Source organism: Methanomicrobiales archaeon HGW-Methanomicrobiales-1 (genome assembly GCA_002839675.1).
In the GTDB taxonomy this organism is placed as follows: domain Archaea; phylum Halobacteriota; class Methanomicrobia; order Methanomicrobiales; family Methanospirillaceae; genus Methanoregula.
This window is the reverse complement of the sequence record PGYM01000001.1, coordinates 530,807-554,682: the sequence shown is the minus strand read 5'-3', so window position 1 is coordinate 554,682 and position 23,876 is coordinate 530,807. Positions and strand designations below refer to the sequence as shown.

Genomic DNA, 23,876 nt, shown 5'->3' with positions numbered 1-23,876 from the left:
TTTTTAATTATTGGTGTTTTCAGATGTGCGGCATTTGCGGGATTCTCGGTGAAAATAATCAGCAGGCAATACATGCAATGATTTCTGCGATGCGTCACCGGGGACCTGATGACAAGGGTGAATTTTATTCTGATAAGATATCTTTGGGAATGACAAGATTATCAATTATTGATACAACCCCTTGTGGACATCAACCCATGTCAAACCTGGAGAAAACAATCTGGATTGTTTATAATGGGGAAACCTACAATTTCAGAGAGATACGCCAGCATCTGGAAGAACAAGGCCATCATTTTCATTCTGAATCAGACACAGAAGTCATACTCCATCTCTACGAGCAATATGGAGATGATTGCGTGCTCCATATGCAGGGAATATTTGCCTTTGCAATTTATGATTTGAGAGATGAAAAAAATCCTCGTTTGATTCTCGCGCGTGACCCGCTTGGAATAAAGCCACTTCTCTATGTAAAAATAGGTACACAATTTATTTTTGCATCCGAGATGAAAAGCATACTTTCAAGCAGATTAGTCACTTCAAAAATTGATCCTGAAGCACTCAGACTCCTGCTCACTTATGGATCAATCCCCCAGCCACGAACATTTATATCCGGCGTTCAAATGCTTCTTCCCGGGCACCGCCTTATCATTGAAAACACTATTCTTCGTGATGAAGAATATTGGACAATAAAAACGGATACCAGATCACCGGAAATTAAGGAAAAAAATTATGAAGAACTCAAATCGCTTCTTCGTACTTCTCTTGAAGAATGCGTCCGACAACAGATGGTAAGCGATGTTCCTCTTGGTGCATTTCTCAGCGGAGGAATTGACTCTTCAATACTTACGGCGATAATGGCAAGAACCTGTAATCACCCGGTAAAAACCTTCTCTGTTGGCTTTGAACAAGGCACGTATCTTACTGATGAATCAGATGATGCAGAGCGAATTGCACGTATTATTGGGACAGATCACTCGCGAGTAATGGTAACCGGGTCCGAGGTCGCTGCGCGAATCTGTCATTTTGCTTCCGCACTTGATCAGCCATCAGTAGATGGATTAAATTCATATTTCGTATCCCTTGCTGCAAGCAGATTAGTGAAAGTGGCAATCTCCGGTACGGGTGGAGATGAGATATTTGCCGGATATCCCTGGTTTATCCAGATGGAAAAAGAGGAGGCATTCAGGAAGAATCATCCCTGGATGGCACACATTATCAGCGGGTGTGCCAGTCTTTTCCAGAGTACCGCATTTGACAAATGGGTTACTATGGGTTGCCTTGGTCGGATACTTGATCATATCCGAAAACAGGAAGGCTTTTTGTCAGGATATTCACGATTTTTCCTGATTTTTCCTGCACGGGATGTATCCCCCTTGTTATCTTCAAATATAAGAAAGGAAGTGCATATCGGGGGTGAATATTCAAAAGATAGCATTGTTCCAAAAAATTCATCAGGAATTTCCATCAACCAGAGAGTGTCGATGCAGAGTCTGCAAGGATATACACAGAACCAGCTCCTGCGGGACATCGATGCTGTTTCCATGGCACATTCACTCGAAGTCCGGGTTCCCTTTCTCGATCATCATATCGTGGAACTGGCATTATCCCTCCCTGACGATACAAAACTTGGGGATATTTCAAAGATCTTATCACCCTATGAATCATATAGAAAAACAGGCGCAAAAAAAATACTAATTGATTCGTTTAAGGATCTCCTTCCACCGGATATCGATCTTCAGGAAAAACGCGGATTTGGTATGCCATTTGAAATCTGGCTGAAGGGTCCGCTAAAAAACATTATGGAAGATGCACTCTCCCCGGAATCGGTACGAAAGAGAGGTCTTTTTGATGTTGATGCAGTACAGGCATTAAAAAAACAATTTTCTCGGGGCAACGTCAGTTGGGCGCAGATTTGGTTACTTATGATTATTGAATTATGGTGCCGTGAGGTACTGGATACACTTCTGACTTCTGAAGAATCCCCCCTGGTGCAAAGTCATGGATAAATCTGTACCGCTTTCACATCAGTCATCAGAAATGAAAAAAATCCTCTTTCTGGCTTGGGGTTATTCAATCCATGCGCAAAGAAGAATGCAGATTTTTGTCGATGATCCATTATTCGATGTAACGATAGTTTCAACGTATAATTACCAGTTCCCCGGGGCAACAATAATTTTGCTTAGTCAGGCACACAAAAAACAAAATTTTGAGCGCTCTTCCCATCATCCAGCAATACACAAAATTTTGTATCCGGTTTCACTGTTTTTGAAATTTATTCAGGAACTGATAAACATCGTGCGGGATTATTTCATCCTTAAAAAAACTATCGAACAAAAAAGGCCGGACGTAATCTTTCTCCAAACACTGATGTATCCATGTTATCTCATATTGTTGATACGAAAAATAGCGCCTGTTATCATTACCTTCTGGAATGGCGATGTAACCTGGTGGGCAAAATGGACAGGTATTGAACGACTGCTGAAAAAACAAATAATAATCAGCGGTATAAAAAAAGCCTCGGCAATTACGGTCAATTCTATCGAAGCGAAAAATGCCTGTATACATTACGGAAAAACTGCCAAGTGCATTCATCTGATCAGGTATCCCGGAGTTGACATTTCGCGGTTTCACCCGATAGATAAAGCGTCAGCCAAAATATATATCGGCCAGAATGCACAAAAAATAATTTTCTGGCCAAGGGGGATAGCCGATTACCTTAACTTTGATACACTGGTTGCAGCAAGTCAGATCGTCTTAAAAAAATATAGCAATGTTCATTTCATCGTCCTGTTTGCCAATAAAGAAGTTGATATTTCCGTGCATGAAAAACTCAAAGTAAAAGGTATTGAAAAAAATTATACACTCTTGAGCAAAATTCAATTTGAAGATATGCCCTACTACTATTCCGCAGCAAATATGATGATATCAATCTCATCTAATGATTCGCTGCCCAATACCATGCTTGAAGCGATGGCTTGCGGGTGTCCACTCATCATGGGAGATATACCTCAGATCCGTTCTTGGGTAATTGATGGTAAAAACGGGTATCTTTGTCATGTCAAAGATGCCGAAAAACTTGCTGAATGTATCATTAAAGTTATTGAAAACCCGCAAAATATAAATGAAAGATTTATTCTGGAAAACCTGACTCTTATTAAACAGGAAGTGGAGAGTAGTAAAATGAGCAAAGAAATAAAAAAACTCGTCACAAACGTTTCCTTGAAAACAACAGAGTTGATATAATGAAAATTCTCATCCTTGGCGCTACCGGAATGCTCGGCCATAAGCTGATGCAGGTGCTTTCGCACGAACATACCGTTGCCGGTACGGTACGAGGGAATGCATCCATTTTTGTAGATCATCCGGTCTTTCGCAGAATGGATATTATCGGGAACATCAAAGCTGATAATTTTGAGTCAGTCCGTACAGCAATAGATCGAACAAACCCGGAAGTCATCATCAACTGTATTGGGATAGTAAAACAACTCCCTGCTGCACACGATCCCCTACAGAGCATTGCCATCAACGCACTCTTCCCACACCAGTTAGCTCAGATTTGCCGACAAAAGAACATTCGCCTCATTCACATGAGTACGGATTGTGTATTCTCCGGCCAGAGAGGTTACTATTCAGAGGAGGATCCTTCCGAGGCTGAAGATCTATATGGTAAAACAAAATATCTTGGGGAGACAGATTACCCGGGTTGCCTCACCATCAGAACATCCATGATCGGCCGTGAACTTGATACAACACATGGCCTCATTGAATGGTTCATGAGCAACGAAGGAAAGACCGTCCCTGGCTATAAAAACGTAATTTTTTCCGGATTAACGACGATGGCATTATCAGAAATTATCAATACAATCATTTCTGATTATCCAGATCTGAATGGAGTACGACAAATAGCATCCAAATCCATCAGCAAATATGATCTCCTCTGTTTAGTGAAAGAAACCTATGCGATGACGATTTCCATTGAACCAGACGAGACCATTATCAACGATCGCAGTCTGAACCCGGAAAAATTCAGAAAAGAAACAAACATTAAGATTCCATCATGGGAATATATGATAGACCAGATGCATCGGGATCCCACACCCTATGCAGCAATCAGGGAACAACATGCTCAGCAATAAAACCATCCTTGTAACCGGGGGGACTGGCTCTCTTGGTAAAGTATTGATCCGCCGTTTGCTTTCCGGGGAAGTGGGTACACCCAAAAAAATTATTGTCCTGTCCCGCGACGAGGCAAAACAGCATGATATGCGGATCTCCTATCTGAACAGCAAAGCTCCTACCGATGAAATAATCTATAATAATTTCTGCAGACTTCTCGAATTCCGTATCGGGGATGTAAGAGATTTCCATAGCGTTAGTTCTGCACTTCAGGGAGTCGATGTTGTCTTCAACGCTGCTGCATTAAAACAGGTTCCATCCTGTGAATATTTCCCTTACGAAGCAGTCAGGACAAACATCTCCGGACCTGAAAACATAGTTCGCGCGATTCGCGAATTAAAAATCCCAGTCGAGACCGTTGTCGGAATATCCACAGATAAAGCATGCAAACCGGTAAATGTCATGGGAATGACAAAGGCAATCCAGGAACGCATTTTTATAACGGCGAATATTGATTGTCCACGCACCCGGTTTATCTGTGTGCGGTACGGTAACGTACTTGCGTCCCGTGGTTCAGTAATTCCCCTGTTTCATGAACAAATTCTTGCAGGAGGCCCGGTAACCATCACAACAGCGGATATGACCCGGTTTTTACTGAGTCTGGATCAAGCGGTAGATACCATCTTTGCAGCATTACGCAATGCAAAACGTGGTGAAACCTACATCCCACAAGTGCCATCGTCAAAAGTTACGGATATTGCAGCGGTCCTTATTGAAGATCGTAAGATAGAAACAGTCATAACCGGAATTCGTCCCGGAGAGAAGATCCATGAAATTCTCGTTTCCGAAGAAGAAGCACACAGGACAATAGAGCGGGGCAACTACTACGTTATTCAACCTATCCTTCCGGAACTCTGCACCATGGATGATAAAAAAACTGCATTGGGGCATGAATATTCATCAAATGATAATGTCATGACTTTTAGGGAGCTCAAAGAAACACTGGAGAGATTTGATCTGATGATCAACGAGCAACATATAACAAATGGAGAATTGCTCCGATGAAAGTGATGACGATTCTGGGTACACGCCCTGAAATTATTCGTCTGAGCCGCATTATCGAAAAACTGGATTCGCACTGTACCCATATTCTCGTTCATACAGGTCAGAATTTCGATAAGAACCTAAGCGACATCTTTTTTGAGGATCTGAAAATAAGGAAACCGGATTATTTTCTGAGCGTAACAAGTGCAACATTTGGCGAACAGATAGCTCATATCCTGATGGAAACAGAAAAGGTCATGGAAAAAGAGCGACCTGATAAAGTGCTGATACTGGGGGACACCAACAGCAGCCTGTCAGCGATTATTGCCAAACGTCTCAGGATCCCCGTGGTTCACATGGAAGCGGGAAACCGGTGTTATGATGACCGCGTTCCTGAGGAAGTCAACCGTCGCATCATCGATCATTCCAGCGACATTCTGCTCCCGTACACCGAACGCAGCCGGGCAAATCTTGTCAGGGAAGGGATCCCGAACGAACGCATCCTTGTTACAGGAAACCCGATCCTCGAAGTAATCAGCCATTACGAGAATCCAATTAACCGATCAGACATCCTGAAACGTCTGAAAATCAAGAAGCAGAAATATGTTCTAGTCACACTCCATCGCGCGGAGAACGTAGATCTCGAACACCGGCTGCGCGAGTTTATCCGGGCATTCACCACAATAAGCAAGAAATACGGAGTGCCGGTGATCTGCAGCCTTCACCCGCGTACCCGTGATAAGATCCGTCAATTCAACATCGATGTGGACCCGGATGCAATCCGGTTCAACGAACCCTTCGGGTTTTTCGATTTTGTAAGGCTTGAGCGCGATGCCCTGTGCGTGTTAAGCGACAGCGGAACAGTTCAGGAAGAATGCTGCATTTTCCATGTGCCGAATGTTACGATCCGCGATGTTACGGAGCGTCCAGAGACCCTTGAATGCGGTAGCAACATCCTGTCGGGTGCAGACCACGAAACCATCCTTAAATGTGTGCAGATTGTGATGTATCAGTCCCAGACATGGGCTGCACCCCCGGAATATCTCAAGCAGGATGTCAGCAGTACTATCGTGAAAATTGTTCTGGGATATTCACACGTATTCGGATAGAGAGAGGGTAATTCTATTTCTTTTTGAGCACCATGAAAAAATTTGCCCTGATCTCACTTGGCCTCCCACCCACCCAGTCAGGTCAGTCAATCGTACTTTATCATCTACTCAAGAAATTCGATCCGGAAAACTACTGCCTTATTACCTTAAAAAATTTCCATCTGTACAATTATCTTGGTACCAGTTCACTGCAACTTGCAGCAAAACACTATTTTTTGCATCCGGATTACCAAATTATCCGGTTGCTGATTAAAACAGCATCACTCATTCATTCGACCGCACTGCTTGAGATTCTCCTGAAATTACGGATATACCAGTTCAAAAAGATTCTGCAAAAAGAACAATGCAAAGTGATTATTGGATGTACTGGAGATCTTTTCGATCCTCCAGCGGCATTCTTTGCAGGAAAAGAACTTGGGATCCCATTTGTTCTCTATACGTTCGATTTTTACTCCCGCCAGTGGACTCATCCGGTCCTGATGGAATTTTCTGAAAAGAAAGAGCGGGAAATGCTGGCCGGTGCTTCCCAGGTAATTGTCCCCAACGAATATATGGAGACAGAATATTTTCAAAAATACGGCATTCAGGCCATGGTAATATATAACCCGTTTGATCTTGCAGAATATGAACGAAATGCAGATAGGAACAAACCGTCCATATCGGGCGACTTGAAAATTGTCTACACGGGCGCCATATATGACGCTCATTTCACCGCATTCCACAACCTGATATCTGCAATTAAAAAAACGGGAATTCCGAATCTGAAATTACATATCTACACGCCCCAGTCCATCAGTTACCTGAAAAATAATAATATTTCAGGCCCTGTGGAGATCCATAAAAACCTCCCCAACAACCAGATGCCGGGAGTCCAGTGCGACGCGGACATTTTATTTCTCCCCCTGGCATTCAATTCACCCTATCCTGAAATCATAAAAACATCCGCACCAGGAAAAATCGGGGAGTATCTTGCAGCAAAAAAGCCTGTTCTGGTGCATGCACCATCAGACTCATTCATTTCAGGCTATTTCAAAAAACACCACTGCGGTTGTGTTGTGGATGAAGATAATTCTGGAAAACTTGCACAGGCAATAATCCGGTTACTTCAGGACACTGATATGCAAAGGACATTTTCAAAAAATGCCTATTCTCGTGCAAGAGAGGATTTTGATCTCCTGGTTGCACAGAAAAAAATCTATGATCTTCTCAATCTTTGATACCCAATCCCCATAAGAATCCATGGCCAATGCATTGTAATTTATTCCCCCAAGTCAATCAGACGGTGATGCAGACAGATAAGCTTTTCAGTCAATATGTTATGGTCATACCTGTCCAGAACCGTTTTACGGGCATTTTCCCCCATTTTTATCCGTGCTTCAGGATTCTTATTCATCCATTCGACTGCTTCATACAATGATTGAGTATCCCTGGGTGGAATCAGAAGTCCATTATTACCGGGCGCCACAATTTCAGGACAGCCCCCTACATTACTGGTTATGGCAGGTGTCCCGCAGGCGAACGCCTCCATGACTGAAGTGGGAACAGACTCGGTATAAGTAGGCAGAAGAAAACAATCTGCTGCATTCATCCACATTCTCACCATTTCAGGAGGTTGAGTGCCCAAAAAGGTACAATTACCCGGGTGCGATGGAATCGTTCCTGGACCTACAAAATAAAACTGAAGATGGGGTGAACGCTTTGCGACAGTAAGGATTTCACTAATCCCTTTCCACGAATGCAGTCTGCCGACAAAAAGGAAAATTGTTGATTCCGGTAATACTCCCAGAGAGGGTCTGATTTTTTCTTTGGGTTGGGGAGTGAAAAATGATACATCGACGCCAGTATGAATTGTCGAGATATCTTCCGGTTGTACTCCAAGCCCGATAAGAATAATCCGCATCTCTTCGCTTCCGGTTATTACATGGGCAGATGCCTTGAGCATCGTGCAGGTAACCATCCGATTGAAACGGTTTTTAAAAGGATATATCCGGGCGTCATCTCCGTGAAATTTCAAGACAAGAGGACAATCCTCCCGTTTGAATAATGCAGGAACAAGACTACTGTGCGGAATATATTCCGCCTGTATCAGATCGAGATCCTTATCCCGTGCAAGAGACAGGGATTGCCAGAAAAACGGACCATACCCGGTGACTGATGAAGAGGTCTTTACCGCCTTTTTCACGGCAATATTCCTCAATTCCAGATCCCTGACCATCTGCCCGATGAATATTCCCCGGTAATCCCCATCAAAGGCCGGGTACATGTTGGCAAAGAGACCGAGTGTATAGCTGGAACTCATGGTATTTCACCAGAACCTGATAATAAATGCTCCCTCCATACCCCGAACGTCAACCGGGCATTGATCTCACCGGAACTCATGCTATCCTCAATTTTCAGATTATCCCCATCTCACTTAACCTATCCGGCAAATACTTCTTCGTAACAAAGTCCAGCCCCCGTGCCGCAAACGCCTGCTGTTCAGACTTCAGCCCCAGGCTGATCTGCAAATTGATCTGCTTCTTCCAGTACTCCGATGCAAACCGGGGGTCCGTCAGCTCCGCATGTAACGCCTCAACATCCTTGTCCGACAGTTTATCGGACGGCAAATTGTAATCCCGGATATCGCTCGGCTGCAGGCCCAGGAACTGCGCCTTAGGCGTTGCCAGCAGCTCCGACATGTGCGCGCTCTTAATAGAACCGTACGCAACCGAGGCAAAGATACGGTACGACCACGGGTCGCCATCAGTAAAAACCATCACGGGAAGATTCCACGTGGTACTGATCTTGTTGAGCATGCGCCGGGTCGAGCGCGCCGGCTGACCCTTCAGGTGCACAAGAATCGCGTTGTGCTCCTCATCAAACCCGTTCTCGATAAGACGGTCATACATACCACCCGTTTCAAGAGCAATCACAAACTTTGCATCGTGATCCACGAACTCGATATTCTCGACATTGTTGGGGATTGTATACCCCGCCTGCCCCACATCATCCTGGCAGTGAATCGCCCGCATGCCCCGGCGTGTCTCTTCCCGGATCCGCATCGGCCCATAGATAGAGGCACCATTCTCTTCAGGATGGAGATGGAACCCCTCGCGCGGAACTTCAGAGATAATCTCGAGATCCTCAATAAGGAAATTGCTCTCCTCCTGAGCACCAAACTTCGCACGCTTCCAGCCCTCCGAGATGTAATACATCTCCCTGAGTGTTGACGACCGGTTCTCCTTCAGCTGCTGCTTGATGAACCCGATCACGTACGCCATCTTGAGGAGGTGCGTCGCGCTCTTGGCCGAGGCCGCGGTGCGCATGCTCTCCTTGTCACCGTATTTCCAGACTTCGCTCACATCATCATATTCGATATTATATTTCGTCCGCGTGGGCAGCGAGATGGAGGGGATCTCACCGGCCTTCATCTGGTCGTACCAGGCGCTTGCGATCCTGAGCAGGGCCGCCATCGATTTCCTTTCCAGTTCCTCTTTAGACATCGAGATCCACCACCATCTTCTTGTTGTCGTCAACCCCGCGGATATCGAGCAGCCCCCCGCCCTTACCGGTATAAATCACGCGCGAGACCGTCTGGGAGGGTATCACCATCTTCCAGACTTTCGTAAACTGCCCGTCCATCTCGCTCACGAATGCTGCCTTGGGCTCGGCATCGGCTGCATCGTCCTGTGAGATATCGTAGATGGACACATCCACCTCATGCGCAGTATAATTGTTCAGCTCAATCGTAATCCGGCCATCAACGGTCCCCTTCTTCACGATCAGCTTGCGCATCAGTTTACCTTCAATGGGCGTGGTATCGACCAGTGGTTTTTCCACGATCTCGCTCACCTTTGCAGCAATCTCCGGAATGATCGCGCAGACGGCCCGAGCCCGGTCTTCGGCTACTTTATTCTTGTCCCGCCGCGAGACAAAGAGCTTGAGATCCCGTCCCAGGTCCTGTAGGGCAAGGACAATCTCCTTTTCTATCTCAGGAATACTCGCGATCGCATCCTTGCTTTCGCTGGTAAAGGGAATGTTGGTGGAGGCAACATGGACCAGGATCAGCACCGGTCCCATCGGGAGTCCCTGCTGGGAAAGGTTATAGGATTTCCAGTTCACGTTGGCAACACTCTGGGTGATTGCGCACGCGCCCTGCTGGTACATCAGCGGGACACGGTTGGCAAAGCGGAGAATAATTGCATTTCCCTCGGAAGGCAGCTTGCCCCCGTACCCTATCGCCGCCTCGACTACGAATGAGTGGCCCGAGAAGACCGATGCGGGCCGCGTGCGGGCCCCGACAAAGTCCATCTGGAACTCCTTATCGAGCCCGCGCCGGATCAGTTCCTCACCAATGGGTGAAAGACACTGGACCGTGAGCGGGGGAGGTACCGGGACATCCTGCATGGCAGCAAGGAGCGCCTTAAGTTGATCCGCAGAGAGTCCCGATACCTTTGCCGTCGCCTTCAGGCCGGACTTATCGCACATCTCCTGTGCAGTCTTCTTCCCGACCCGGCTGAAATTCTCCATCAGGAAATCAGCAAGTTTCTCATTGCTTGCCACGGCCATCCGTTTGAGTTGCCCGAACTCGATCCCGTGCGGGTGGGGTTTGACCGCTATCGGGCACGCGAGGATTTCCTGGCTTACCCGTTCGAACGTGAACGCATCATCATCCAGCTCCACCCGGAAGCGGGCATGGGGATTCACAATGGAAGTATACTTGAGATACTCGAGCAGCTTCTTTTTTGCCGACATCGTGCTCTTGAACTCGATCTGCACCCGGGTGCCGTGAATCCGGTCCCAATCGATCGGTTGCTGCGAAATGATATCCGGTTCATTGGTCTCGATCTTGATCTGGATCTCAAATTTGTAAGCCGGCTCCTTGTGGCCGGTGCGCGAGATCACAACCGTGGGGACACCGCTGGTCAGCTGCGCGTAGAGCACCGCAGCAGAGATCCCGATACCCTGCTGCCCGCGCGTCTGCCGGATCTGGTGGAACCGGGAACCGTAGAGAAGCTTGCCGAACACGAACGGCACCTGTGCAGGAACGATTCCCGGGCCATTGTCCTCAACGATAATCCGGAAGATATCACCGGAAACTTTCTTGATGCTGATGAAAATATCCGGGAGTACCTGCGCTTCTTCGCAGGCATCCAGCGCATTGTCCACCGCTTCTTTTATGGTGGTAATTACTCCCCGCGTGGGAGAATCAAAACCCAGCAGGTGTTTGTTCTTCTCGAAAAATTCTGCGACACTGATGCTGCGCTGCTGCTTGGCGAGATCGTCAGCGAGGACCAAACGCTCTCACCTCAGCAACGGCTGCTGCAAGATCCACGGTCTTCTGCTCGGCAGTTGTCAGGTTTTTCAACGTAACCTGACCGGACTCTGCCTCACGCTGCCCGATCACGATCGCAAAGTTCGCAGTCTTTGCAGCATGAGCGAGTTGCGCCCCCAGTCCGCGCTCCATGAGATCCATTTCTGTGCGGATGCCTGCATCGCGCAATGCCTTTGCAACTTCGAGCGCTCGGTTGCGCCCTTCGCTTGTGCAGACAAGTCCGACAATGGGAACAACAGCCGGCTGGACATCGCCAAGCGAGACCATCACGCGGTCAAACCCGATGGCAAAACCACAGGAGGCCACGTCATCGCCGCCAAAGAGATGGGCAAGCCGGTACGTCCCTCCTCCCATAATCTGGTTCTCGGCCCCGAGGTTCTGCGCAAATCCCTCAAAGACCATCCCGGTATAGTAATCCAGTCCACGCGCAATGCCAAAGTTGAGGCTATATTTTACCCCGGCTGCATCAAGCGATCCAACCGTCTTCTCGAACCGTTCTTTCTCCGGAATTACCCCCGCAATCTCGAACGCTTCCGCAAGGTCACGGGTGCCGACCAGTGCCGCGAGCGAGGCTGCAAGGTCCGTCCGGTTTAAAGATTCAAGCGTGACATTCAGCCCATCGAAATCCTTCTTGTCAAGATGTGCCCGCACCTTTCGCTGCATGGCCGGTTCGAGATCCTTGACGAGATTCTTCATGAACGAGAGATGACCGACTTTCAGCTCGTACGTGACACCGGTTGCGTTGAGCATATCGGACGCAAGCATGATCGTCTCCGCATCAGCCGCGGCCGTGTCCGCACCGATCAGCTCGACCCCGAACTGCCAGAACTGGCGGTACCGGCCCTTCTGGGGGCGCTCGTACCGGAAACAATCGGCAAAATAACACCAGCGCAGGGGCTTGGGGGCGACCTTTGCCTCGTTGATGTACATCCGGATCACCGCAGCGGTGATCTCCGGGCGAAGGGCAAGCTTCCTGCCACCCTTATCCTCAAAAACATACATCTCATCGATGATACCTTCCCCGGATCGCGCGGTGAACAGTTCGAGATCCTCAAACTCGGGAGTGCAGACTTCCCGGTACCCGTAGCAGCGCGCAACCTCGCGCAGCTTTCTTTCGACAGCGCGCCGCGCCTCCATCTCATCCGGTAAAAAATCCCGCGTTCCTCTCGGTTTCTGGAGCATGGTAAAAATCCTTAATCTGTTTTTGTTTGCAATCGTTATTTCTTATTCGCCCTGGGTCTCGGCACGCTGCCAATGAACCGGGTGAAGGTGTCTTCCTTTCCCCAGACCTTCTCCCGCTCGATTCTTCCCTGCAGGTACATGGCAGCAAGGATCATGCCAAGGCCAAGTAATTCAAAATTGGGCATCGTGAGAGTAAAGGCACAGCCAAGCGATGCCAGGGCCCCGTATCCCACGCCATGATACGCCGCCTTCCGGTAACCGGGGAGACCCGACCTGAAAAAGATCCGTGCGTCCCGCAGCCAGAGGAAGAGGACCGCAGCAGCGCCGAACATGGCAACATAGATCAGATAGGACATGGCTATGAACTAACTTATTATACGCCGTTCCATATCTGTATTGTCAAAACCATGCCACCAAACCAGTCCGTGCAGGATATTCTCTCGCGCTACAAGAACGGGGAGTGCTCCCTTGATGAGGCAGCTCAGGTGATTGAAGGGCTCCGCCTCGAACACGTGGGGGAGTTTGCCTGTATCGACCTGGGAAGGGGCGTGCGGTGCGGCATGCCGGAAGTGATCCTGGCTGAGGGCAAGGATACCGCGCATCTCGCAGAGATTGCCGTGCGGCATGCAGAAACAACCGGGCGCTGTGTGATCACCCGGGTAAGCTCCGAACAGGTTACCCACATCCAGTCCTTTGCCAAAAGCAGGAACATTGCCACAGAATACCGCGAGACCGGCCGCGTGCTTGTCCTGTCCAATGGCGTTCCGGTCAAATCAACGGGCGGCATTGTCGCTATCATCACCGCAGGCACATCCGATATCCGGGTAGCCGAAGAGGCAAAGATCATTGCCGAAGAGATGGGCTGCACGGTGCGGACTGCCTACGATGTTGGCGCGGCCGGCATCCACCGCCTCTTCCCGGCATTAAAACCGCTTCTCGATGCGCATGTGTTTGTGGTCTGTGCCGGGCGCGAAGGGACACTTCCCTCCATTGTTGCCGGAATTGTGGACAAACCGGTAATCGGCGTACCGGTCAGCGTTGGCTACGGGTACATGGGCGAAGGACGGGCCGCGCTTGCGAGCATGCTCCAATCCTGCTCGGTCATCACGGTCGTCAATATCGATGCCGGTTTTACCGCAGGCGCGTTTGCTGCGCGGGTTGCAAATATGGGTGCGGGTGCACAGGGAGGGCAGGCATGAAAAGGGGTTTTTACATCGGACGGTTCCAGCCCTATCACAACGGGCACCATGAGGTACTCGAACACATTGCAGAAGAAGTCGATGAGATCGTGATTGGGATCGGCAGCGCACAACTCTCCCACCAGGTAGACAACCCGTTTACCGCCGGGGAACGCGTGCTCATGATCACCCGGGCGCTTGAATCGCTGGGCTGTCCCTATTACGTGATCCCGATCGAGGATATCCAACGCAACGCACTCTGGGTGGCACATGTCCGATCGATGACACCGCCCTTCGATTGCTGTTACTCTTCAAACCCGCTGGTAGTCCGGCTCTTTACCGAAGCCGGGGTAAAAGTCCAGTCCCCGGCAATGTATGAGCGCGACACGCTCAGCGGGACAAAAATTCGCGAGCGCATGCTCACCGGCAAACCCTGGAAGCAACTCCTGCCACCGGCAGTTGTGCAGGTAATTAAGGAAATTGACGGTGCTGAACGACTTTGCCAGATAGCACGCGACGATTAAGTCATCACAGCAGGCTTCACCGATAAGAAACAGATACAGGAAAAACCATGTATAAGTTCATAAAAAATCTCCTGAACCCGAAAAAACCAGAACCTCTGGTTATTGCTTTCAATACAATTCCTGCGTGGACTGATGAGAAGGAAAAGACCGCCCGGACGGCTCTTGAAGATGCAGCCCGGGATCCGATGCAGGTAATCAGGAATTCCGCTGCACAGCTGCAGCACATTGTCAACAGTATCTCCGGTTCCGAACAGGATCCCGCTCTCCACCCGAAACTCAGGGCCGTTGCAAAAAATACCCTCCCGCTGTATGTAAAAGCAATGAATGCCTCCCTTGAAAAACCCCTTTCGGAGGATATTGAGGAATTCTATACCGATGCTGTTGAATGCCTGAAATCCTGCATCAACAGCAACCGTGGCCGGGGACGATACTTACAGGCAGTATTTCCTGATGAGATGAAAGCGGTAAAGATGGCGATCGATGGGATGGGAAAGGAGTTGAATATCCTGACCACCGCACTCGCAACGTACCGGAAGCAGGAAGGGGCGGTTGAAGCGGTACGAACCCTCTACCAGTCCGTGAAGGATATGCAGGAGGACCTGGAACGTTCCGGAGAGAAAGAGCGCCGTATCACGGCACGCATCGATGAGATCACGACACGCACCGGGGCAATCGAACGCGAAGAAGCTGCGCTTGCAGCGGATGCGGAAGGCAACCTTGCCGTAAACGAATGCAGGTCAGTGCTTGCTGAAAAAGAGAAGACCCGCAATGAAGTCACCCGGAACTATGCCGCACGGTCCATGACCGCTTCCCACGTTTTCAGGAAAGCAGAAAAGATTGCAGGAAAACAGCATCTTTCCGGAGGAGAGGTCGCAGCCATCCGGCAGGCAATCGAAATACTCTCGGATCATGACCTGCCGGACACTCTGGCGCTGAAAACCGCACTTGCCGCGGCGTGCCCGGTAGCGCAACGGATGATTGCAGCCGGGGATATTCCCTTAAAAAACCGTGAAGAACGTGAAATTTTTTCCGATTCCGATGAATTCTGCACCCTGATGTCGGCACTGTGTGCTGAACTGTCTGCCTGCGATGAAGCCTGCCGGCTTGCCGAGACCGCGGTATCTGCACACACCATGGTTGTCCGGGCAAATTCACTGGCGCGGGAAAAGACCCAGCTCAACAGTATGCTCGAAAAAGAACAACAGGTTCTTAGCGAACTTGTTGACTGGAAAGCTAAAACTATCGAAAAGATCCCGGTCGAAACTGAAGAAATCAGAAAAAAGATTGGGGAGATTATTGGGGTAGACGTGCAATTTCAGGCAGACGCGAATGCACCGGTATGAGGGTTTGCAACCGGTTCATTCCTGCCATCAGGTTTCATTTCCATTTTCATCAAGATCCGCTAAACATCTCATCGGTTGTCCCGATACGCTGGTTTTAGCTTATCGAGGGTGAGATTTTCGGTACTTCTTTCTTCCTGCCTCCGATAGAATTTTGCAGGGACTGATCCGTTGGGACAACCCCTTCAATGGGTTAGCGCGCATTGATCTCCACAAAGTCTGTCAGATCGCTCTGGTTTGCCGGGAAATTTTCCGACCATCCATAGCTTTCCTGGAGCATCTGGGCAATGACATCTGAGAACGTCATATTCCCTCGTTTCAATACGAGCAGCGCCTCATACACCTCAGGATCGATGCGGATCGAACGTCCCTCGCCTGCACGAGGCATAATACCACTCTGTGGTCACGTTATATAAATATAACCCATAAAAAATCCTAATACGTGTCTGACTTTATATACAATGGTCAAAGCGGTCGCAAATCAGCGAGTTCCGGTATCTTCACGCCGGATAACCGGCGGGTAAAAAAGAAAAAACATGTGGGTCAGACAATCCGGATATAGGAAAACGTGGAATAATCAGTGTAGGCAAATTCCGGTTCGCTTCCATGGCAGCCACCCAGCCGGTTGATAGTCGGCAGGTCAAGAGGAACCCTTGCCACTTCAAGCTTCAGGCTCCCTCCCTTTTTTTTCAGCGGGAGCGGCTGGAAGTCAAGAGGGTACTGCTCGATCCCCTGCGGGGTTTTCCGGCAGCAGATGTGCGTATGCTGGTGCCCGCAGCAGAGATGGGTCAATCCCCGTGCCTGCAGGGCATCGAATGCCATGTCCGCAGTATAATGATACCCGGTAAATGATTCTCCTGCCTGGTGAGAAAGCCGCTGCCAGCATTTGAGCTGGAGGGTCTGGGTCCCTAACTCCAGCGGCCCCCCGTGAACGAAAAGCATCCCGTTGTCCGACCATTCCATGGGCATCCGTTCAAATATCGAGAGGAGGGGTGAATCCCGCAGCTGTTCATGGCGGTACATGCTCGCTGCATCGCTCCCGCTGACCATAAGCCCGTGGAGATAGGCATGGTCGTGATTGCCCATCACCGATACGAGCTTATACTCGCGGGAAAGGGTATGGATCTTTTCAAGTGCTTCTGCCGGGTGATCCCCCCGATGGAGTATGTCCCCGAGATTGATGACCCGGTCTACAGGGCCAAAGGTTTCCAGGAATGACGGCATGCGGATACATGCAGATAGCGCGGCAATCGCTCCTGCATCGGCATGCACATCAGAAAATATTACTGCACCCATACCGGTTTCTCTATGTTGGCACTTCATGTCCTAATAATCCTCTGATGGTCCGGGTTATACACATCACAAACTTCAGCCGATCATTGGGATATGTTCATGTCAGAGTGATTCTAAAAATTAGGTAAGGAATTATCAATAATCATTTTAGTATAACCTGACAGGAGCGATCTGACCGCATGGAACAATTTCTCAATGACTATATCAAGCGACTCCGAACCGAACTCGACGATATTCCCGATACAACTGCCCATGAGATCGCATCTGCCTTTCTTGCATTCCGGTTCGGTCTCTATGCCAACGCGGCCCGGGAATGCTCGCATGCCATCGGATTACTGGGTGCGGGAGCGAATCCGGCTCATAGCGGGGCATATGCTGCACTGAAAAAAGCGCTTGCAATTGTTCTCGCGAATGCAGAGGACCTCGATAATTCGAAGGTAACTGCCGATATGGCACGACAGTTCGATGAACAGGAGCGCAGGTATATTGCGATCACCCTTGCTCCGGATACGGTTGAAGATCCCGGGACGCTTGAGCTGGACAATGCGCTTGTCCTGGTGTACGTAGCCGCACTCATTGCTTCTCCTGAGGATGAAGGGGCCATGGGGGAACACCGGAAATATATTGTACGACTGCTGGCAGGTTACAAAAAAGCGCTCGGGATCAAATAAAGCACTGCGTTTCTTTTTTGTGATAGGTTCTTGTAGCGATCCGGCGAACTATTTCCCACTCATTTTCCTCACCATTCTTTTTAGGTACCTGCGATGAAAACCGATGAACTCTTGAAAAAATACTGGGGCTACCGGGAGTTCCTGCCCCACCAGAAGGAGATCATCGAATCTGTCTTAAACGGCAACGACACGCTCGCGATCATGGCAACCGGCGGTGGAAAATCGCTCTGCTACCAGTTGCCGGCATTGTACCTTGGCGGGCTCACGGTCGTCATCTCCCCGCTTATCTCGCTCATGAAGGACCAGGTCGACGATCTAAATGCCCGGGGAATTCCTGCGGCTGCGTACAACAGTTCGCTGGATTACCGCGACCGGACCCGGATCGAGAGCGAGCTCAAAGAAGGAACGCTCCGGCTGCTGTTCATATCTCCCGAAAAATGCATGCAGCCCAATTTCCTGGAATCGCTCAAGGTGTCGCCGATACATCTCATCGCTATCGATGAAGCGCACTGCATCTCGGAATGGGGCCACAACTTCCGGCCGGAATACCGGCAGCTGGCCCAGCTGAAAAAAGTCTTTCCGGCCGTGCCGCTCGTGGCATTAACGGCAACGGCAATTCCCGAAGTGCGCCGGGATATCCGCGAGCAACTCGGGTTGTCGCACGCACAGGAATTTATCGGCAGTTTCAACCGGAAAAATCTCCAGTACCGGATCATCCCGAAGAAGAACGCGATGATCTTTCTTGCCAATTACGTAGGCCAGCACCGCAATGATGCCGGCATCATCTACTGCATGAGCAAGAAAGAGACCGAAGATATTGCAGCCGATCTCCAGAAACGCGGGTTCAAGGCGCAGGCCTATCACGCAGGGCTCTCGAAACCGGTCCGGGAAAAAGTCCAGGACGCATTCATCCGCGATGCGATACAGGTAGTCTGTGCCACCGTTGCGTTTGGCATGGGCATCGACAAGCCCGATGTACGGTATGTGATCCATTTCGATCTGCCCAAGACCGTGGAATCCTATTACCAGGAGACCGGGCGGGCGGGGCGCGACGGCCAGTACAGCGAGTGCGTCCTGCTCTACAGCCGGGGGGATTACTCGCGGGTCCGCTCCATGCTGGAGCATGACGATGCGGGCGAACGGAATCTCCGGCTGGCGCTCAAAAAACTGCAGGACGTGACGGAGTACTGCGAGACCACGACATGCCGGCGGAAATTCCTTCTCAACTATTTTGGCGAGGAATATACCGAAGAAAATTGCGCATCGTGCGACAACTGCGATCATCCGCCCGATATGATCGACTGCACCGAACCGGCAGCGATGATTGTCGGCTGCGTCAAGCAGCTGCCCTCCCGGTTCGGCATTGAACTGATCTCTGATGTGCTCCGCGGTTCAAAGAGCACAAAGATCCAGGATTATAAGCTCGACATCCTGCCGGCCTATGGTTCCGGGAAAAAGTACAGCAAGGCCCAGTACCGGACGTGGATCAACGAGTTGGTCCGGCAGGGATACCTTGACCGGACGGGCGACAAGTACCCGGTGATCGGCTGTACCGGAAGGAGCGAGGAACTGCTCAAGGGACGGGCGCGGGTCATGCTGCCGGTTCCTGAACGCGAGACTGCAAAGCGTGCACCGGCCGTATCCATGGCAAGCGCGAGCGCTGAAGATTCCGCATTGTTCCTGCGCCTGAAATCCCTGCGCAAGGCAATCGCGGACCGGAACGGTGTGCCGCCCTATGTCATCTTCCCGGACAAGAGCCTGCATGAGATGGCCTGCACCCGGCCCGGGGACCGGGAGAGTTTTTCCCTGATCTCCGGTGTCGGGGAATACAAGCTGGGGAAGTACGGGCCGGAATTTATGGAAGAGATAAGAAAAGGGTGAAATTTTTTTTCTGTGGGATTGTCGGGCGGTCAAAACGAAAAATACCTGCCTCACCTTTTTGTCGATTAATACAAAATTTCTCAACTCTCCGACGTGATCGCATTATTGGGCAATAGCGGGATTCTGGCAGGGATTGAAAGGCATATTCGGGTACAACAACATGGCAGAAAAAGCCCCGATAAAAATGCCCTTGACAGCCACCGTGTGAGGGCGTTTCCACCCCTATTTTAGCGAACAGGGCGCAAACCAGTCCCCGTTTTTACAGGATCAGAAAAGAACGATTTTGCGGGGTTTTCCGGCAGGGAGAATGTGATCGAAAAGGGAAAAGAAGCCCTATACAGGCTTGTTTTCATTGAAGTCAATGCAGGTATAGATTAGTACCAGATATGCCTCATCAGCACCTTTCCACGGGAACAAAACCGGGCCACCTCCATCTCCAGCAAGCGGACCTCCATCTCACACCCCGGACCCTAACATTTTCAATAATATACCCCATCCGCAGTGGAGAGTTTCCCCTCCCCCATTACCCATCCCTGCGTACCGTTTGTGGTCTCAAGAACAACGCTATCGGAGTAGGAATTACTCTCCCAGCCGCCTCTCCAGATCATATTACTTCCATGGATACCGATACGGAGCGAGATAGCCGCAGGCCGCTCCGATGTATACCGGATATAGACCGGGACCTTATGGTCATACACGGGACCATTGTATGCCGTGGCGATGCCGGTTCCCGGAGTGAATACTCCCCGGGGGAAAAAGACCGGCTCATGATCAACCGGGGAACGGGTATCGATTGCCGAAGTGATCAGTTCCGATGCAACGATTGAGACGGGCTGGAGAATTGGCGTATTACTGGAGTACTCATGACCGGGAACAAGGGTTGTCGGGAGAACTGTCGCTCCCGGTTCGATCCGGATCGGGTAACCGTGATATTCCGGGACCATCCGGGCGGCCTGTATCGCGAGCATGGGGGTTCCGTTCTCGTGAACGATCGAAAGGTTCCAGTCCGGTGATACTCCATAGGCAGTCCCGTTCAACAGGGATTCGGTGAAAAGCGGGGTAGAGTTTCGTTCAGGGACGGGGAGATACAAGGTCACGTTGTCGATCGTGGTGTCATAGGAGAGATCGATTGAATAGCGATACATATGGCGCTCACTCTGGGTTGCCATTTTATCGAACTGGTAAGACATCAAAGCAAAAAAAACTAAGGCTATCAATATGAGAGCGATGAGGATTTTCCAGGGATTGACCTGTGAAGTCATGATTATGCCGGAATTGGTGGGGATGGATGAAATTTCTAGCGATTTGAGCGGGCATTGATACCAGGATAGAGAATAAGCGTGCAGGGTACAATGGGCAATGGAGTGGTGCAAATCATTTTTAAGTGAATACTGACGTGTAAAAAAAATCAGAATACTGTTTTTTTATCAAAGTTTATGTAAAAAAATTTCAATCGAAATCTGCTCAAAAATTTCCGGTAAGATATGCTCCCGCCCGGTTTCATTGACGGGGGACCCGCGTGACCAGCACCTTGTCAATCCGGTTACCATCCATATCCACGATTTCATAGCGCAACCCGTCAACTTCGATGTGATCGCCGGTTTTTGGGATCCGCTCAAGGATGAACAGGATCAGCCCGGCAAGGGTCCGGTAATGTCCCGATCCCTCTCCGGGAAAGGATGCCACCGATAAGATATTCCGGATATCTTCAACCGGTGTATGCCCGTTGATCAGCCATGAGCCATCCTCCCGCACCACAACCGGAGTATCCTCCGGTTCTCCGGGTGAACGGACCTCGCCTATGATCTCTTCAAGGATATCATGCAGGGAGATGACGCCCTGGATGCTACCGTATTCATCCGTAACCAGTGCGATATGCTCGCCGGATTGCCTGAATGATTCGAGGAGTTTTAAGACTTTTATCGCTTCCGGGACAAAGTGCGGTTTTGTTATCGAGGCCCTGATATCGGGAATGCCACTATCCACCATCCGGGCCAGAACATCCTTTACCGACACCATGCCGATAATATTGTCCAGTTCCCTTTCATATACCGGAAAATGTGATCGGCCGCTTTTCGTCATTTTCCGCAGGTTCTCAGAAACGGGATCATTTAAGTCGAGCGCAATGAGATCGGAACGATGGGTCATTACGGATTCAACACGACGGTCCCCAAGGTCAAATACCCCCTCAACCATGCTCAGTTCGGCCTTCTCGAATACACCGGCTTTGGTGCTTTCCGCAAGCATAATCTTGATCTCTTCTTCGGTTAACGAGGGCTCAGCAACTTTATGGAACCGCAGGACCCGGAGAACGGCATCGGTCGAATGGCTGAGAATGATCACCAGTGGCGCTGCGATAAAAGAAAGGAGCAGCATGGGTTTTGCGATAAGGGATGCGATATTTTCAGCATTATTCAGCGCAAGGCGTTTTGGGACGAGTTCGCCGAAGATTAAGGTCAGGTAGGTAATTACCAGTACCACAAGAACGATACTCAGGAGATAACTATAGGGTGCAAATACCGGGAATTCTTTAAGGTATGCCGAGAGTCCTTCAGCAACCGTGGCACCACCGAATGCACCGGCTAAGATACCCACAAGGGTAATTCCGATCTGCACGGTCGAGAGGAACTGTGTGGGTTCATTCACGAGTTCAAGTGCAGCTGCTGCCTGGGTATCCCCATCATCTGCCCGCTGCTGAAGGCGGGATTTTTTGGCCGAAATGAGGGCAAATTCAGACATGGCAAAGATGCCGTTGAGTATGATTAGGACAAGAATGATAAAAATCTCAAAGAAATACATCATTTTTCTGAGAGTATATCACGGACTGCAATTAAAACTATTTTTTAGAAACGAAGAGGATTTAGCCGTCTCGGTTGTCATGCACGCGGAATCTGTTTTTCCGGGACGATTCCCGGTGCTGGACTGACAGGGTGTCCCTGTCCTGGTTCAAGCAAGGTTGACCGATCGCATAACAAGGGGGGTACCCTGTCTTGCGCAAGAGTGGGGGTGGGGGGACCCCCTCTCTTACTTTGGAGGGGGGGTAGGTAAGGCGGGTATCCCCCCCTCATTTTTTGGAGGGGGGGAGGGGGTGGTACCCTGTCTTGGCAATGAGAGGGGGTATCCTCCGTTCCGGACACCCGGCCGTGCGATACCATCTCCGTCGTGACTCCACGCGAACCACTGCTCCGGTTCATGCGGCAAAGGGAGAATTATTTCGTACGACAGGGGGGGAGGGGGACCCCCCCTCTTACTTTGGAGGGGGGGTAGGCAGGGCAGGTATCCCCCCCTCGTTTTTTGGAGAGGGGGTGGGTATACCCCCACTCTCTTTTTGGACAGGGGGGTAGGGTACCCCCTCTCGTACTTTTGAGTGGGGGGGTCCCCCCTTTTTATTTTGTGTGAGGAAAGGGAAGTTCAGTCATGACTCCAGCGGAAACCGTAGCCGGGTGCGTGCAACCGGAGGGGGGTGGTACCCTGTCTTTCGTAAGAGTGGGGGTAGGCAGGGCCGGTATCCCCCTCTCGGGTTTTGGAGTGGGGGTGGGTGGGGTAGGTATCCCCCTCTCGAAGTTTGGACAGGGTACCTCCCCCCCCTTTTGGTTTGTTTGTTGGTAGGCATTTGAAAAAATGAGGGAGCCCCCCCTGCGGGGGGTCGCTGGGCGGGGCGGTTTAATGGGGATGCCGGTTCCTGAACCGGCGCGGGGGCGCCCCTTCGGGCGCGGCGGGGGCATCGTATTTGAGGATGGCATCTGACACTTGTAGACAATCATTCCACAGAGTTGAGATTAAAATCTTATTTTATTCCACCAAATGATGCCATTGAAAGATCAGGAAGTGCTCGTGGCTGTTTTAATTCTTCAATTCTTTGTTCATCAGCAATTCTATCAGCTTCAGATCGAGTTTTTTTGGACTCTGCCTTTGCCTTTAATGCAGCTTCGACAGTAAGACCAGTTTCTGTAAGTATTCGTATTGGTATAGAGATTTTTTGTGTTTGATTTTCAGATACATCTGCACCAAAATTTACAACATTAATATCAAATTTTCCACCTTTTCCCTTTTGAACAACAGTAGACAATTCAATATTTATGACACCATCTATTCTTGCATCATTAGGGAGTGCCTCCTTAATTTGCAACAGTGCTGATTTGATAAAATCTTTTATTGGTGTGGAAGTCGTGCCAGTTGACATATGAATGTAAAATAGTCTACGATATAATCAAGCTAGCGTTT

The 23,876-nt window shown here is 49.8% G+C and carries 21 protein-coding genes; 11 read left to right on the top strand and 10 right to left on the bottom strand.

Going from position 1 to position 23,876, the window contains the following annotated elements:
* The first annotated feature begins 23 nt into the window (after nucleotides 1–23).
* The 6 genes from asnB to CVV30_02905 are packed head-to-tail and all read left to right on the top strand — an operon-like array spanning nucleotide 24 to nucleotide 7,486.
* A complete protein-coding gene (gene asnB, locus CVV30_02930; protein ID PKL70329.1) occupies nucleotides 24–2,006 on the top strand; it encodes an asparagine synthase (glutamine-hydrolyzing) in 1,983 nt (660 codons plus the stop codon).
* Nucleotides 1,999–3,243 (top strand): hypothetical protein, encoded by a 1,245-nt coding sequence (locus CVV30_02925; protein PKL70328.1) that lies wholly within the window; start codon nucleotides 1,999–2,001, stop codon nucleotides 3,241–3,243. Before asnB ends, CVV30_02925 begins: the two co-directional genes overlap by 8 nt.
* The gene (locus CVV30_02920) at nucleotides 3,243–4,136 is read left to right on the top strand and encodes an NAD(P)-dependent oxidoreductase (GenBank protein PKL70327.1); all 894 of its coding nucleotides are present in this window, start codon (nucleotides 3,243–3,245) and stop codon (nucleotides 4,134–4,136) included. The genes CVV30_02925 and CVV30_02920 overlap by 1 nt, the downstream gene beginning before the upstream one ends.
* Nucleotides 4,123–5,181, top strand: coding sequence for a polysaccharide biosynthesis protein (locus CVV30_02915; protein ID PKL70326.1), 1,059 nt, complete (start codon nucleotides 4,123–4,125; stop codon nucleotides 5,179–5,181). The genes CVV30_02920 and CVV30_02915 overlap by 14 nt, the downstream gene beginning before the upstream one ends.
* On the top strand, nucleotides 5,178–6,269 hold the full coding sequence (locus CVV30_02910; protein PKL70325.1) for a UDP-N-acetylglucosamine 2-epimerase (non-hydrolyzing): 1,092 nt from the start codon (nucleotides 5,178–5,180) through the stop codon (nucleotides 6,267–6,269). The genes CVV30_02915 and CVV30_02910 overlap by 4 nt, the downstream gene beginning before the upstream one ends.
* Nucleotides 6,270–6,301: 32 nt before the next feature.
* Nucleotides 6,302–7,486, top strand: coding sequence for a hypothetical protein (locus tag CVV30_02905; protein PKL70324.1), 1,185 nt, complete (start codon nucleotides 6,302–6,304; stop codon nucleotides 7,484–7,486).
* Nucleotides 7,487–7,527: 41 nt separating this feature from the next.
* Here CVV30_02905 and CVV30_02900 read toward each other — a convergent pair whose 3' ends face one another.
* From CVV30_02900 to CVV30_02880, 5 genes are all read right to left on the bottom strand, one after another.
* Nucleotides 7,528–8,568 (bottom strand): hypothetical protein, encoded by a 1,041-nt coding sequence (locus CVV30_02900; protein PKL70323.1) that lies wholly within the window; start codon nucleotides 8,566–8,568, stop codon nucleotides 7,528–7,530.
* Between the two features lie 94 nt (nucleotides 8,569–8,662).
* Nucleotides 8,663–9,751, bottom strand: a complete 1,089-nt coding sequence (locus CVV30_02895) for a DNA topoisomerase VI (GenBank protein PKL70322.1) — start codon at nucleotides 9,749–9,751, stop codon at nucleotides 8,663–8,665.
* The gene (locus tag CVV30_02890; GenBank protein ID PKL70321.1) at nucleotides 9,744–11,546 is read right to left on the bottom strand and encodes a DNA topoisomerase VI subunit B; all 1,803 of its coding nucleotides are present in this window, start codon (nucleotides 11,544–11,546) and stop codon (nucleotides 9,744–9,746) included. The genes CVV30_02895 and CVV30_02890 overlap by 8 nt, the downstream gene beginning before the upstream one ends.
* The gene (locus tag CVV30_02885) at nucleotides 11,533–12,765 is read right to left on the bottom strand and encodes a histidine--tRNA ligase (GenBank protein PKL70320.1); all 1,233 of its coding nucleotides are present in this window, start codon (nucleotides 12,763–12,765) and stop codon (nucleotides 11,533–11,535) included. Before CVV30_02885 ends, CVV30_02890 begins: the two co-directional genes overlap by 14 nt.
* 35 nt (nucleotides 12,766–12,800) lie before the next feature.
* Complete coding sequence (locus CVV30_02880; protein PKL70319.1) at nucleotides 12,801–13,121, bottom strand: ABC transporter permease; 321 nt, start codon at nucleotides 13,119–13,121, stop codon at nucleotides 12,801–12,803.
* A 51-nt stretch (nucleotides 13,122–13,172) separates the two neighbouring features.
* Between CVV30_02880 and CVV30_02875 the strand changes: the two genes are divergently transcribed.
* Genes CVV30_02875 through CVV30_02865 form a run of 3 tightly spaced genes read left to right on the top strand, consistent with a single transcriptional unit; the run spans nucleotide 13,173 to nucleotide 15,810 of the window.
* Nucleotides 13,173–13,964: a phosphoribosylaminoimidazole carboxylase gene (locus CVV30_02875; protein PKL70318.1), complete on the top strand. Its 792-nt coding sequence runs from the start codon at nucleotides 13,173–13,175 to the stop codon at nucleotides 13,962–13,964.
* Nucleotides 13,961–14,467 carry a nicotinamide-nucleotide adenylyltransferase gene (locus tag CVV30_02870; protein ID PKL70317.1) on the top strand — a complete coding sequence of 169 codons (507 nt, stop codon included), beginning with the start codon at nucleotides 13,961–13,963 and terminating at the stop codon, nucleotides 14,465–14,467. The genes CVV30_02875 and CVV30_02870 overlap by 4 nt, the downstream gene beginning before the upstream one ends.
* Nucleotides 14,468–14,514: 47 nt before the next feature.
* On the top strand, nucleotides 14,515–15,810 hold the full coding sequence (locus CVV30_02865; GenBank protein PKL70316.1) for a hypothetical protein: 1,296 nt from the start codon (nucleotides 14,515–14,517) through the stop codon (nucleotides 15,808–15,810).
* A 190-nt stretch (nucleotides 15,811–16,000) separates the two neighbouring features.
* On the opposite strand, the gene CVV30_02860 is transcribed toward CVV30_02865, so the two are convergent.
* Both CVV30_02860 and CVV30_02855 read right to left on the bottom strand, forming a co-directional pair.
* Nucleotides 16,001–16,195 (bottom strand): hypothetical protein, encoded by a 195-nt coding sequence (locus CVV30_02860; protein ID PKL70315.1) that lies wholly within the window; start codon nucleotides 16,193–16,195, stop codon nucleotides 16,001–16,003.
* 155 nt (nucleotides 16,196–16,350) lie between these two features.
* Complete coding sequence (locus CVV30_02855) at nucleotides 16,351–17,103, bottom strand: metallophosphoesterase (protein PKL70314.1); 753 nt, start codon at nucleotides 17,101–17,103, stop codon at nucleotides 16,351–16,353.
* Between the two features lie 176 nt (nucleotides 17,104–17,279).
* Between CVV30_02855 and CVV30_02850 the strand changes: the two genes are divergently transcribed.
* Nucleotides 17,280–17,771 (top strand): hypothetical protein, encoded by a 492-nt coding sequence (locus CVV30_02850; protein PKL70313.1) that lies wholly within the window; start codon nucleotides 17,280–17,282, stop codon nucleotides 17,769–17,771.
* Nucleotides 17,772–17,864: 93 nt separating this feature from the next.
* Nucleotides 17,865–19,652 (top strand): DNA helicase RecQ, encoded by a 1,788-nt coding sequence (recQ, locus tag CVV30_02845; GenBank protein PKL70312.1) that lies wholly within the window; start codon nucleotides 17,865–17,867, stop codon nucleotides 19,650–19,652.
* A gap of 479 nt (nucleotides 19,653–20,131) precedes the next feature.
* Here recQ and CVV30_02840 read toward each other — a convergent pair whose 3' ends face one another.
* From CVV30_02840 to CVV30_02830, 3 genes are all read right to left on the bottom strand, one after another.
* Nucleotides 20,132–20,914, bottom strand: a complete 783-nt coding sequence (locus tag CVV30_02840; protein PKL70311.1) for a hypothetical protein — start codon at nucleotides 20,912–20,914, stop codon at nucleotides 20,132–20,134.
* 238 nt (nucleotides 20,915–21,152) lie between these two features.
* Nucleotides 21,153–22,454, bottom strand: coding sequence for a hypothetical protein (locus CVV30_02835; GenBank protein ID PKL70310.1), 1,302 nt, complete (start codon nucleotides 22,452–22,454; stop codon nucleotides 21,153–21,155).
* A gap of 985 nt (nucleotides 22,455–23,439) precedes the next feature.
* Nucleotides 23,440–23,835 carry a hypothetical protein gene (locus CVV30_02830; GenBank protein PKL70309.1) on the bottom strand — a complete coding sequence of 132 codons (396 nt, stop codon included), beginning with the start codon at nucleotides 23,833–23,835 and terminating at the stop codon, nucleotides 23,440–23,442.
* Between the last annotated feature and the right edge of the window lie 41 nt (nucleotides 23,836–23,876).